We start from the raw sequence: 11,559 nt of genomic DNA on the forward strand, positions 1-11,559 counted from the left end.
CGCCATTCATGGCGCCGGCCGGCCCGGGCACACTGGCGGAATGAATTCCGCCCTACAGCATGGGCTCCTTCGGCCGTCGGGTCGGATTCATCCGACCGGCCGCGGCGACGGGGCGGGCTACGCCGCGGTTACTTCGACAAACTCGCTGCTCGAGTGTGGCGCGGGCGGGGCCTCGCCGTCCTCCCGCAAGCCTTCGAGATGAAATTCGATGGCCTCGTGAATCAGTGACAACACTTCGTCGCGGCTGTCGCCCGCGGCGACGCAACCGGGCAGGTCCGGGACGTATGCGCCCCAACTGGCGGGGCCCTTCTCGACTACGACCATGTATTTCATTGCTGCAACCTACTGCTTCAGACCGGCTTGCTTCAGAACATTGTTCGCCGTCCCCGAAGGTACGTCAACGCCCGGTTTTCCGGCGATCGTGACCGTTCCCGCTTTACGCGGATGCTTGAACTGGCGATGGCTGCCTCTCATGCGCACCTGCTCCCAGCCATCCGCCTCGACGAGCCTGATCAGTTCCTTGACCTTCATGAATTCAACAATTCCGAATTAGCAGTACGACGCGGAAATAGGCAGTGACTCTGCACGGAGCGTAGGGCGCCATTCATGGCGCCAGCCCTCCGGGCACACCGGCGGCATGAATGCCGCCCTACTCCTCCAGCCGCGGCATCAGCTCCGCCAGATTGCAGGGTCGCGTGCGGCTATCAAGCTGCTTCTCGATCAGCTTGTCCCAGGCGTCGCGGCAGGCGCCGGACGACCCCGGCAGACAGAACACGTAGGTGCCGTTGGCCACGCCGGCCATCGCCCGTGACTGCAGCGTCGAGGTGCCGATGTCGTCGTACGACAGCACCCGGAACATTTCCCCGAAGCCGGGGATGAGCTTGTCCAGCAGCGGCGTGATCGCTTCCGGGGTGCCGTCGCGGCCGGTCAGGCCGGTGCCGCCGGTGGTGATCACGACCTGCGGCCGGTCATCGGCGATCCAGCGGGCCACCCGGGCGCGGATTTCGTGGATGTCATCCGGACAGATGGCCTTCTCGGCCAGCTCGTGGCCGGCTGCCTGCAGACGTTCCACCAGCAGGTGGCCGGACTTGTCGGTGCTGTCGTCGCGGCTATCGGACACCGTGAGCACGGCAATGGACAGCGGCTGGAAGCGGATTTCGGTCACGGCGGTTATCGCTGGTGATTGGTCACGGATGAGCATATACTCCGTCGGGCAGGTTGTGGCGTCCGCCGGTTCGGCGCCGGAAGCTTCCCGCGGCGCCGCCAGGCGCCCCCGGCCGATGCTTCAGCCATCCCGCCGCGTGAACCCACGCGCACTATTCCCTATAGCGGTCTGAGCCGGACGCCGCGCGCAAGCGCGTTTGCAGGCCCATCCGGAGTTCCAACTCAATGTCGTTTTCCGAACTGGGTCTGAATCAGACCCTGCAGACTGCCGTTGCCAACAGCGGCTACACCACCCCGACCCCGATCCAGGCCCGCGGCATTCCCGCCGTGCTGGCCGGCCGCGACGTGCTGGCCGCCGCCCAGACCGGCACCGGCAAGACCGCCGCCTTCACCCTGCCGATCCTGCAAAAGCTGGGCGACGTCGGGGACAAGCGTGGCCGCAAGCCGCGCGTGCTGGTACTCACCCCGACCCGCGAACTGGCCGCCCAGGTGGCCGACAGCGTGCGCACCTACGGCCGTGATCTGCCGGTGCGCACCGCCGTGATCTTCGGCGGCGTGGGCTTCGGCCCGCAGGTGGACGCCTTCCGGCGCGGGCTGGACATCATCGTCGCCACCCCCGGCCGGCTGCTCGACCACGTCCGTCAGGGCAACGTCGATCTGTCCGCCCTGGAAATGCTGGTGCTCGACGAAGCCGACCGCATGCTGGACATGGGCTTCATCCACGACATCCGCCGGGTGATCGAGCGCCTGCCGCCCAAGCGCCAGAACCTGCTGTTCTCGGCCACCTTCTCGGGCGATATCCGCAAGCTGGCCCGCACGCTGCTGAACAACCCGGAAGAGATCGACGTCGCCCCGCGCAACGCCCCCGCCGAGCTGGTGGATCAGAAGGTGGTGTTCGTGCCCAAGTCGCGCAAGCGGGCGCTGCTGTCGTGGCTGATCGGCTCCAACAACTGGCGCCAGGTGCTGGTGTTCACCCGCACCAAGCACGGCGCCAACCGCCTGTGCAAGCAGCTGGAGAACGACGGCCTGAGCGCCGCCGCCCTGCACGGCAACAAGAGCCAGGGTGCACGCACCAAGGCGCTGGACGGCTTCAAGTCCGGCTCGGTGCGGGTGCTGGTGGCCACCGATATCGCCGCCCGCGGCATCGACATCGACGCCCTGCCCCACGTGATCAACTTCGAACTGCCCAACGTGCCGGAGGACTACATCCACCGCATCGGCCGCACCGGCCGCGCCGGCAGCGAGGGCGAAGCCCTGGCGCTGGTGGACGGCGAGGAAAAGACCTATCTACGCGACATCCAGCGCCTGCTCAAGCGCGAGATTCCGGTGATGACCATCGAGGGTTTCGACCTGCAGGCCCAGGTGCCCCAGCGCGAGGATGAAGTCGACCCCCGCCAGTCGCAGGGCAACCGCCGACCGGGCAACAACCCCGGCCGCCCCGGCGCCCCGCCCCGCCGCAAGCGCGGCGGTAACCGCGGGCGTGGTGCGCGGCGTCAGGGGTCGAACTAGCCCCCGGCTCGTCGACACCATCCCCTCTCCCGCAAGCGGGAGAGGGGCAGGGTGAGGGAAACAGAAAAGGGCGCCACATCGTGGTGCCCTTTCTTTTTCCGAGTCCCTGATCGGCAAACGCAGGGGAGCCCGCGGCGACGTCACTCCCGGGACTGATTCCCCGGCAGATCGTCGATATCGGCATCCGGCTCCACCAGCCCCATGCGGCGGGCGCGCTGCAGCCAGCGGCGCCGGGCGGCGACCCGCATGTCCTCGATGCGGTCGCCCTCGTCCATGATCTCGAGGCCCAGCAGGGTCTCCACCACGTCTTCCATGGTGACCACGCCCTGGATGCCGCCGTATTCATCCACCACCACGGCCAGGTGTTCGCGGCGCTCCAGCAGCCGCCGGAACAGCCCGTGCAGGGACAGCGTTTCCGGCACGGTGAGCACGTCGCGCCGCAGTTCCCGCAGGCGGGTGTCGTGCTCGTCGCGGGCCACCGCCATCAGGATGTCATTGAGCAGCACGAAGCCGGTGATGTCTTCGGGCTCGTCGGCGTAGACCGGCAGCCTCGAGAACCGTCGCTGGGTCAGCCGCTCGAACGCTTCGGCCGCGGTCAGGGATTCGGGCAGCGCCATGGTCACGACCCGCGGGGTGAGCACGTCGCGGGTCTGTAGCGAGCCGAACCGGAACAGGTTGCGGAAGATGCGGGATTCCTCGTCGCGGAAGATGCCCTCTTCCGCCCCCAGTTCGGTCATGGCGCGGAATTCCTCGCGGCTGACCGTGGCTTCCTCATCGTCGCGGGCCAGCATGCGGGTGATCACCATCGACATCAGCACCAGCGGGTACAGCAACCAGATCATCCATTGCAGCAGCCACCCGGCCGGCGGGGCCAGCCGGCGCCAGTAGCTGGCCCCCAGCGTCTTGGGGATGATCTCGGAAAACACCAGGATCAGCAGCGTCAGAACCGCCGAGGTAATCGATACGTAGGCGTTGCCGAACACCGCCTGGGCCTGGGCCCCGACCCCGGCGGCACCCACGGTGTGGGCGATGGTATTCAGGCTGAGCAGCGCCGCCAGCGGCCGGTCGACGTCGTCCTTGAGTTTCTTCAGCCGCGCGCCGCCGGCGGTGCCCCGCTGTTCCAGCATGGAGATATAGGACGGGCTGACCGACAGCAGCACGGCTTCCAGCACCGAACAGAGGAACGACACCCCGATGGCCAGGGCGAGATAGATCAACAGCAGCGTCATGAGCGGGGAACGGCTCCGTCGGGAAGGATGCGCGGGGCGACCAGCCTAGCCGGAACCACGGGCGCTTGTCGCGTAAAATCCCGCGCAATGATCAATCTCAATAACGTCACCCTGCGTCGCGGACGCGACATCCTGCTCGAGGACCTCAGCCTGACGGTGCACGCCCGCCAGCGCGTGGGTGTGGTCGGGCGCAATGGCACCGGCAAGTCCAGCCTGTTCGCGCTGCTGCTGGGCCAGCTCGGGGCCGACCGCGGCGAGGTGCAGATGCCGGCCGGCCTGACGGTGGCCACGGTCAGCCAGGAAAACCCGGCCGGCACCCGCGCCGCCATCGAATACGTCATTGATGGCGATACCGAGCTGCGCGAACTCGAGGCAAACCTCGCCCGGGCCGAGGCCGACCAGAACGTCACCCGGCAGGCCGACATCCACGAGCGGCTGAACACCATCGGCGGCTATGCCGGGCGAGCCCGGGCCGCGCGGCTGCTGCACGGCCTGGGTTTCGCGCCGGATACGTTTGATCGGCCGATCAACAGCTTCTCCGGCGGCTGGCGCATGCGGTTGAACCTGGCCCAGGCGCTGATGTGCCGATCGGACCTGATGCTGCTGGACGAGCCCACCAACCATCTCGATCTGGACGCGGTGCTGTGGCTGCAGGAGTTCCTGGCCCGCTATCCCGGCACCCTGCTGGTGATTTCCCACGACCGCGATTTTCTCGACGCGGTGGCCGGGCAGATCCTGCACCTGGAAGGCAAACGGGGCGTGCTCTACACCGGCAACTACTCGGCCTTCGAGGTCCGCCGGGCGGAGAAGCTGGAACAGCAGCAGGCGCAGTACGAAAACCAGGCCAAACGCCGGGCCCACCTGCAGGCGTTCGTCGACCGCTTCCGTTACAAGGCGACCAAGGCCAGGCAGGCCCAGAGCCGGCTCAAGCAGCTCGAGCGCATGGAAACGGTGGCCCCGGCCCACTGGGACAGCCCGTTCACGTTCGCGTTTGCCGAGCCCAAGCGCCTGCCCACCTGGCTGCTGCGGCTGGACGGCGCCGCCGCCGGCTACGACAACACGCCGGTGGTGGCCGGCATGAAGCTGACCATCGCCCCCGGCGACCGGCTGGCCCTGCTGGGGCGCAACGGGGCCGGCAAGTCCACCGTGATGCGGCTGCTGGCGGGCGAGCAGCCGTCGCTGGCCGAACCGGTGGGGCGCGATCGCTATCTCAACATCGGCTATTTCGCCCAGCACCAGCTGGAGCAGCTCGATCACCAGGCCAGCGCGCTAACCCATCTGCAGCGGATGGACCCGGCGGCCACCGAACAGAAACTGCGCAACTTCCTGGGCGGCTTCGACTTTCACGGCGACAAGGCCCTGGCCCCGGTGGCGCCGTTTTCGGGCGGCGAAAAGGCGCGGCTGGCCCTGGCCATGGTGGTCTATACCGAGCCCAATCTGCTGCTTCTGGACGAGCCCACCAACCACCTGGACCTGGACATGCGCCAGGCCCTGGAACGCGCGCTGCAGGATTTCGCCGGGGCCGTGGTGCTGGTGGCCCATGACCGGCATCTGATCGACGCCACCTGCGATCAGCTATGGCGGGTGGCCGACGGCCGCTGCGAGCCGTTTGACGGCGATCTGGACGACTACGCCCGCTGGCTGCGGGCCCAGCAGGCCAACGCCGAGGGCGGCAACACTCCGGCGCCGGCCGAACCGGAGCCGGCCCGATCCAGCAGCCGCGAAGCCCGCCAGGCCGCGGCCGACCAGCGCAATCGGGAAAAGCCACTGCGCAATGAACTCAAGAAGCTGGAACGCGAACTCGATCGCGTGACCGTGAAGCTCGACGAACTGGAAACGCAGCTGGCCGACCCCGACCTGTACGCCCCGGAAAACCGCGAGCGGGCGGCCCGCCTGACCACCGAGCAGGGCCGGCTGCGCAAGAGCCGCGACGATATCGAGCAGCGCTGGCTGGACTGCGCCAGCGAACTGGAAGAAGCCTGAGCGTGGCCGCCACCACCTACTACTGGCACGACTACGAAACCTTCGGGGCCAACCCGCGCTTCGACTGGCCGTCGCAGTTTGCCGGCATCCGCACCGACGCGGACTTCAACGTCATCGGCGATCCGCTGGTGCGCTACTGCCAGCCGCCGACCGACCGCCTGCCCGAGCCCGCGGCCTGCCTGATCACCGGCATCACCCCGCAGACAGCCGAACGCGAGGGCCTGCCCGAACCCGAGTTCATTGCCGCCATCCACGCGGAGCTGTCGCGGCCCGGCACCTGCGGCGTCGGCTACAACAGTCTGCGCTTCGACGACGAGGTCACCCGTCACGCCCTGTGGCGCAACTTCTTCGACCCCTACCGGCGGGAATGGGCGGACGGCTGCTCGCGCTGGGACATCATCGACATGGTGCGCCTGACCTACGCCCTGCGCCCCGACGGCATCGAGTGGCCGACCCGCGAGGACGGCGCGCCCAGCTTCAAGCTGGAACATCTGGCCGCCGCCAACCACCTGGAACAGGCCCGGGCCCATGACGCCCTGTCCGACGTGCACGCCACCATCGGCCTGGCCCGGTTGATCCGCGAGCGCCAGCCGCGGCTGTACGAGTTCGTCCAGGCCAACCGCGACAAGGCGTCCGCCCGGGCGCTGCTGGACGTGGACAACCACCGGCCGGTGTTGCACGTCTCCGAGAAATTCCCGGCCGAACTGGGCTGCCTCAGCCTGGTGATGCCGATCGTGGCGCATCCGGTAAATCGCAATGCGGTGATCGCGTTCGATCTGCGCCACGACCCCGCCGACCTGCTGGCCCTGCCGCCCGAGGATATCCACGAACGGCTGTTCACGCCCGCCGCCGATCTGCCGGAGGGCGTGGCGCGCATCCCGCTAAAAGGCATCCACATCAACAAATGCCCGGTGCTGGCCCCGGCGAGCATGCTCAGCCCCGCCGAAGCCGAGCGGCTGCAGCTGGACGGCGACACCCTGCGCCGCCACCGCGATGCGCTGATGGCGGACATCGACACCGTCAGCGCCAAGGTGCAGGCGGTGTTCGCCCAGGGCGAGTTCGACGACCGGCGCGACCCGGAGCAGGACCTGTACGGCGGCTTCGTGCCGGATGCCGACCGTGCCGCCTGCGAACGGGTACGCCGTGCCGACGGCGCTGAACTGGCCACCGACCCGCCCGCGTTCGAGGACCCACGCCTGCGCGAGCTGCTGTTCCGCTACCGCGCCCGCTACTTCCCCGACACCCTGGATGCCGGGGATCGCGAGGAATGGCAAAACTGGCGGGAACGGCGCCTGAGCCACGCCCCGGACGGCGGCCTCACCCTGGACGACTATGACGAACTGCTGGCGCAACTGCCCGATCACATCGACGGCGATGCCGCCAAACTGCAGATCCTGCTGGACCTCAAGGCCTGGGGTGATCAACTGCGTCGCTTTTGAGTCCGGCATTTGCGACACTGCTCGGCGGTCGCCTGCATGCAAGATACGGATAACCGGCGACCGCACTCATAACGCAAAGGGAGGAGACCTCACATGTCCCGCAGTATTGCCATTCTTTTCGCCGCCGCCGGCACCCTGATGCTCGGCGCCTGCAGCGCCGGCGACAGCAGCCTCAGCGCCAGCCAGTCCGCCACCGTCAACGCATCCGCCGCCGATGTCTGGGAAACCATCGGTGACTTCGGTGATCTCGACGGCTGGCATCCGGCCGTGGCGAGCACGGAAATCACCACCGGCACCAACAACGAACCCGGCGCCCAGCGGCTGCTAACACTGGGTGGCGACGGCGGCACCGTCACCGAGGAACTGCAGGCCTATGACGCCGACGGCATGAGCTACACCTACACCATCGTCGACGGCGTGCTGCCCGTGGCCGACTACCGGTCCACCATCACCGTGATGCCGGCCGGCGACAACAGCAGCAACGTGAGCTGGAGCGGTACGTTCAACGCCGCCGGTGCGGATGACGCTACCGCCACCGAGACCATCAACGGGGTCTACAAGGCGGGGCTGGATAATCTGAAGGGCATGTTTGCCGAATAGGCTGTCCCTCAGTCGTGACGACTAAGCCCGCTTCGGCGGGCTTTCTTATTGATGATGAGAACATCAGTCTTTCGAGATTCGTCGAAAACAAGATTAGAGCATTCCGTCCCGCTGACGCGGGCCGGGTAACTTTCTTGTGCGACAAGAAAGTTACCAAAGAAACGCTTCCGGCGGGCGAGTCCTGCCTCGAACGGAGTTCGAGGCAGGATGCCCTGTGCGCTTCGGTCGGCGAGGAGGTCTTTCGACGGGTCATCCCTGACCCGACGAAAACCGCGCGCCCGTCCTGGGCGCGCCCCTTCGGGCCGGAAACCTCGCCGCCCTGCAGTGCTCAGCTCGTCCCGACGGGAATCAAGAGGTGCCACATCCGGGTGGGGTCGCTTCTTCCCTCCCGTTAGCGCTTGCCGCCCGACCGCCGGGGCATCGGGCAAACGGGCCATGGACGGCCCGTTTAGTGCCGTTCAGGACACGACGTCCTGTCGGCACGGCCCGCTTCATGCCCCGGTGGTCGGGCGGGAATCCCCCGGTCAGCGCCGCCGCGCTGACCGGGGGACAAGCGGTCCGGGCGCCCTTCTTTTTGTTGCTTTTCTTGGGCGCGCAAGAAAAGGAACTCGCCCTTCAGGGCGAAATTCTCTTCATTCCTGAAGCGCTGGAAACGCTGAGTTACCAGGACAGCTCGAGATTGCCGCGGCCCCTGACGGGGCCTCGCAATGACGTTCTTGCGACGTTCGGCGCCCCGCAATAGCCTCAACAACTCAACCAACACCCTCATCCCGACACCAGACCAGACACCGATTATCCGCCGGCATGGCCACGTCCTCCACCAGACGCAGGCCGGCTCCCGCGGCCAGCGGACCCACAGCCGCCATATCGCGAATCCCCATGCCGCCGGGCTGCGTCCGCAGCGAGGCATCAAAACGCGCATTGCCCTCGCCGGTGGGCCGGCCCTGGTAATGGAACGGGCCATAGACGATCAGCCAGCCGCCGGGCGCCAGGACGCGGTCCACGCCCTCGAAGAACGCCCGGACCGCCGACCAGTCCATGATGTGGAGGGTATTGGCCGTGAATACGGCGTCGAAATCGTCTGCCGGCCAGTCGCCGGTGACGTCCAGCGCCAGCGGTTCCCGGACGTTGGACAGGCCCGCCTCGTCCAGCCATGCGCGGATGCCGGGGTGATTATCGGCGACATCGCTGGTCTGCCAGACGAGGTGCGGCATGGCGGCGCCGAAATGCACCGCATGCTGGCCGGTGCCGCTGCCGATCTCCAGCACGCGGCGGCAGTCGCCCAGATAGCGCTGCAGCACTGCCAGAATCGGGTCGCGATTGCGCTCGCAGGCCGGGGCGAATGGCTTGTCTTCGACGGGCATGCGGCATTGTCCCACGGCCGCGGCTCGCATTGCCCGCGGCCCGCCGATATCCTTGCGCCCTGAATTCCGATCCACCGGCCATACCCATGATCACCGTTCACCATCTGGAAAATTCGCGCTCCCAGCGGGTGCTCTGGCTGCTCGAGGAGCTGGAACTGACCTACGAGGTCGTCCGGCACGAGCGCGACCGCAAGACCATGCTGGCGCCGCCCGAACTCAAACAGGTGCATCCGCTGGGCCGGTCGCCGGTGATCGTGGATGGCGAGCGGACGGTGGCCGAAACCGGCGCCATCATCGAGTACCTGACCAGCCGCGCAGGCGGCCTGCTGGTGCCGAATGGCGACGAGGAGCGGCTGCGCTACACCTACTGGCTGCATTACGCCGAGGGCACGCTGATGCCACTGCTGGTGATGAAACTGATCTTCTCCAAGCTGGGTTCGAAGCCGGTCCCGCTGCCGCTGCGCCCGTTCGGCGGACTGCTGGCCTACGGCGTGGGACAGCAGTTTCTCGATCCCCGCATTGCCGAGAATCTGGCGTATCTGGAAGGCGAGCTCACCGGCCGCGACTGGTTCGCCGGTTCCGACCTGAGTGCCGCCGACATCATGCTCAGCTTCCCGCTCGAGGCCGCCCAGGCCCGTGCCAACCTGGATGACTATCCGAATCTGGCGGCCTTCCTGAAGCGCATTCATGCCCGGCCCGCCTACCAGCGCGCCCTGGAACGCGGCGGACCCTACGCTCTGATGTTCTAGCCCCATGGCGCCGTCGGCAGGGACGCCGCAACTCGCGACTCGCCCCGGCGCCGGATGGCGGTGGCTGATACTGGCGCTGGGGATTGCCGCCGCGTCGGCATCGGCGCTGGAACCCGGCACCCACACGATCGAACTCGAGCACGAGGGCCGGCAGCGGCAGGCGCTGGTGCATGTGCCCGACGGCGCTGGGGAACCGCCGTGGCCGGTGGTGCTGAATTTCCACGGCGGGGGCGGCCATGCCGCCAACCAGCAGGATTACAGCCGGCTGCATGAACTGGGGGCGCGCGAGGGTTTCGTCACCGTCTATCCCGATGGCACCGGCGGCATCCTCGGACGTTTGCACACCTGGAACGCGGGCGACTGCTGCGGCTACGCGGCCCGGGAAAACGTGGACGACGTGGGCTTTACCGCCGCGCTGATCGACCGGCTGATCGACATCCTGCCGGCCGACCCGGCACGCATCTACGCCACCGGTCTGTCCAACGGCGCGATGATGACCTACCGGCTGGCGGAATCGCTGGGCGATCGCCTGGCGGCGGTGGCGCCGGTCGCCGGCATCGTCGCCCCGACGACGACCAACAGCAACCCGGTGCCGATCCTGCACCTCCACAGCCGGGACGATCCGCGAGCGCTCTACGATGGCGGGCTGGGGCCGCCCTTTCCGCTGACGCGAACGCGCGTGCATCATGCCCCCGTCACGGCCTCGCTTACCGCCTGGGCCGAGCGAAATGGCTGTCGACCGGCGCGGTCGGCAACCGACGAGGAACGGACCTGGCACGGCCCCGACACCGAGCACCGGGCGGTGCGGCTGACCTACGCGGACTGCCCCGCCGGCGCCACCGTCCAGTTGTGGCGGCTGACCGGCGCGGGCCACGTCTGGCCCGGCGCCGCGCCCGCGCTGACACGCATCCTGGGCCCCGCCACCGAGGTGATCGACGCCAATGCCGAAATCTGGGCATTCTTTCGGGACCGGCGCCGCACTACCGACCAAGCCACCGACTGACCCGAGCCTGCCGCGCATGTTCGACCGATTCCGCCTGACCTACCGCCTGCGCCTCGATGCCACGGGCGTGCATGTCACCGTCGGCAAGCCACCGGCGCGCTTCCTCAACGCCGTCCAGGACATCGCCGCCCTGCACGGCATCGACCGCGGGACCATCGACTGCAAGGGTGCCGGGCGTCATGCGCGGCTGCGCTTCTCCGACGATTTTCCGGAGCGCGGGCGACAGGCCATCCGCAACGTATGGACCCCGCCCACGGGCCCCGGCTCCGGCGGGGGCATGCGAGCCAGCGGGTAGCCGATCGTCGGGTCGGATTCATCCGACCGGGCGGGTTGCGGCCATGCCGGGTCACCGTTCAGCGCAATGAATTGCGCTCCGCCACGTAACCGAGTGATGGGCGATCGAATCCGCGCTTGGTCAGAATCACGCGCCACAAACAGAAAAGCCCCCGGCATTGCGCCGGGGGCTTGAATATAGCCAGGTCCGCGGGAGCGGCAGCAGGATAATCCCGCCGCCTACCC

At 67.9% G+C, this 11,559-nt stretch carries 12 protein-coding genes; 7 read left to right on the plus strand and 5 right to left on the minus strand.

The genetic code is table 11. From position 1 onward, the window contains the following. Window positions 1-117 precede the first annotated feature (117 nt). From RM531_RS05385 to moaB, 3 genes are all read right to left on the minus strand, one after another. Window positions 118-333 (minus strand): type II toxin-antitoxin system HicB family antitoxin, encoded by a 216-nt coding sequence (locus RM531_RS05385; RefSeq protein ID WP_311657851.1) that lies wholly within the window; start codon window positions 331-333, stop codon window positions 118-120. Window positions 334-342: 9 nt separating this feature from the next. Then, window positions 343-531, minus strand: a complete 189-nt coding sequence (locus RM531_RS05390; protein WP_311657853.1) for a type II toxin-antitoxin system HicA family toxin — start codon at window positions 529-531, stop codon at window positions 343-345. Window positions 532-649: 118 nt separating this feature from the next. Further along, the gene (gene moaB, locus RM531_RS05395; protein WP_311657856.1) at window positions 650-1,165 is read right to left on the minus strand and encodes a molybdenum cofactor biosynthesis protein B; all 516 of its coding nucleotides are present in this window, start codon (window positions 1,163-1,165) and stop codon (window positions 650-652) included. Window positions 1,166-1,389: 224 nt separating this feature from the next. On the opposite strand from moaB, the gene RM531_RS05400 reads away from it, so the two are divergent. After that, window positions 1,390-2,673 (plus strand): DEAD/DEAH box helicase, encoded by a 1,284-nt coding sequence (locus RM531_RS05400; protein WP_311657859.1) that lies wholly within the window; start codon window positions 1,390-1,392, stop codon window positions 2,671-2,673. A 140-nt stretch (window positions 2,674-2,813) separates the two neighbouring features. Here the strand turns inward: RM531_RS05400 and RM531_RS05405 are convergent, their stop codons facing one another. After that, window positions 2,814-3,902, minus strand: a complete 1,089-nt coding sequence (locus RM531_RS05405; RefSeq protein ID WP_311657862.1) for a hemolysin family protein — start codon at window positions 3,900-3,902, stop codon at window positions 2,814-2,816. Between the two features lie 87 nt (window positions 3,903-3,989). Between RM531_RS05405 and RM531_RS05410 the strand changes: the two genes are divergently transcribed. The 3 genes from RM531_RS05410 to RM531_RS05420 all read left to right on the plus strand — a co-directional run bounded on the left by RM531_RS05410 (window position 3,990) and on the right by RM531_RS05420 (window position 7,924). Continuing rightward, entirely contained in the window at window positions 3,990-5,885 is a 1,896-nt protein-coding gene (locus RM531_RS05410; RefSeq protein WP_311657865.1) for an ATP-binding cassette domain-containing protein, read from the plus strand. 2 nt (window positions 5,886-5,887) lie between these two features. Next, the gene (gene sbcB, locus RM531_RS05415; protein WP_311657866.1) at window positions 5,888-7,324 is read left to right on the plus strand and encodes an exodeoxyribonuclease I; all 1,437 of its coding nucleotides are present in this window, start codon (window positions 5,888-5,890) and stop codon (window positions 7,322-7,324) included. Between the two features lie 93 nt (window positions 7,325-7,417). Next, complete coding sequence (locus tag RM531_RS05420; RefSeq protein WP_311657868.1) at window positions 7,418-7,924, plus strand: SRPBCC family protein; 507 nt, start codon at window positions 7,418-7,420, stop codon at window positions 7,922-7,924. A 752-nt stretch (window positions 7,925-8,676) separates the two neighbouring features. On the opposite strand, the gene RM531_RS05425 is transcribed toward RM531_RS05420, so the two are convergent. Next, entirely contained in the window at window positions 8,677-9,288 is a 612-nt protein-coding gene (locus tag RM531_RS05425) for a DUF938 domain-containing protein (protein WP_311657871.1), read from the minus strand. A gap of 86 nt (window positions 9,289-9,374) precedes the next feature. Between RM531_RS05425 and RM531_RS05430 the strand changes: the two genes are divergently transcribed. From RM531_RS05430 to RM531_RS05440, 3 genes are read left to right on the plus strand one after another with little or no spacing between them, the layout of a single operon-like run. Next, entirely contained in the window at window positions 9,375-10,037 is a 663-nt protein-coding gene (locus tag RM531_RS05430; RefSeq protein ID WP_311657872.1) for a glutathione S-transferase, read from the plus strand. 4 nt (window positions 10,038-10,041) lie between these two features. Beyond that, window positions 10,042-11,040 carry an extracellular catalytic domain type 1 short-chain-length polyhydroxyalkanoate depolymerase gene (locus RM531_RS05435; protein ID WP_311657873.1) on the plus strand — a complete coding sequence of 333 codons (999 nt, stop codon included), beginning with the start codon at window positions 10,042-10,044 and terminating at the stop codon, window positions 11,038-11,040. 16 nt (window positions 11,041-11,056) lie between these two features. Continuing rightward, complete coding sequence (locus tag RM531_RS05440; protein ID WP_311657874.1) at window positions 11,057-11,335, plus strand: DUF3634 family protein; 279 nt, start codon at window positions 11,057-11,059, stop codon at window positions 11,333-11,335. Window positions 11,336-11,559 lie beyond the last annotated feature (224 nt).

The sequence above is a fragment of the Spectribacter acetivorans genome (assembly GCF_031846305.1).
GTDB classification, from domain to species: domain Bacteria; phylum Pseudomonadota; class Gammaproteobacteria; order Nevskiales; family Salinisphaeraceae; genus Spectribacter; species Spectribacter acetivorans.

Excerpts from the sequence above, each read along its gene's own strand:
- RM531_RS05385 (WP_311657851.1), bottom strand. The coding sequence starts at position 333 with ATGAAATACATGGTCGTAGTCGAGAAGGGCCCCGCCAGTTGGGGCGCA.
- RM531_RS05390 (WP_311657853.1), bottom strand. The coding sequence starts at position 531 with ATGAAGGTCAAGGAACTGATCAGGCTCGTCGAGGCGGATGGCTGGGAG.
- RM531_RS05400 (WP_311657859.1), top strand. The coding sequence starts at position 1,390 with ATGTCGTTTTCCGAACTGGGTCTGAATCAGACCCTGCAGACTGCCGTT.
- RM531_RS05405 (WP_311657862.1), bottom strand. The coding sequence starts at position 3,902 with ATGACGCTGCTGTTGATCTATCTCGCCCTGGCCATCGGGGTGTCGTTC.
- RM531_RS05410 (WP_311657865.1), top strand. The coding sequence starts at position 3,990 with ATGATCAATCTCAATAACGTCACCCTGCGTCGCGGACGCGACATCCTG.
- RM531_RS05420 (WP_311657868.1), top strand. The coding sequence starts at position 7,418 with ATGTCCCGCAGTATTGCCATTCTTTTCGCCGCCGCCGGCACCCTGATG.
- RM531_RS05425 (WP_311657871.1), bottom strand. The coding sequence starts at position 9,288 with ATGCCCGTCGAAGACAAGCCATTCGCCCCGGCCTGCGAGCGCAATCGC.
- RM531_RS05430 (WP_311657872.1), top strand. The coding sequence starts at position 9,375 with ATGATCACCGTTCACCATCTGGAAAATTCGCGCTCCCAGCGGGTGCTC.
- RM531_RS05435 (WP_311657873.1), top strand. The coding sequence starts at position 10,042 with ATGGCGCCGTCGGCAGGGACGCCGCAACTCGCGACTCGCCCCGGCGCC.
- RM531_RS05440 (WP_311657874.1), top strand. The coding sequence starts at position 11,057 with ATGTTCGACCGATTCCGCCTGACCTACCGCCTGCGCCTCGATGCCACG.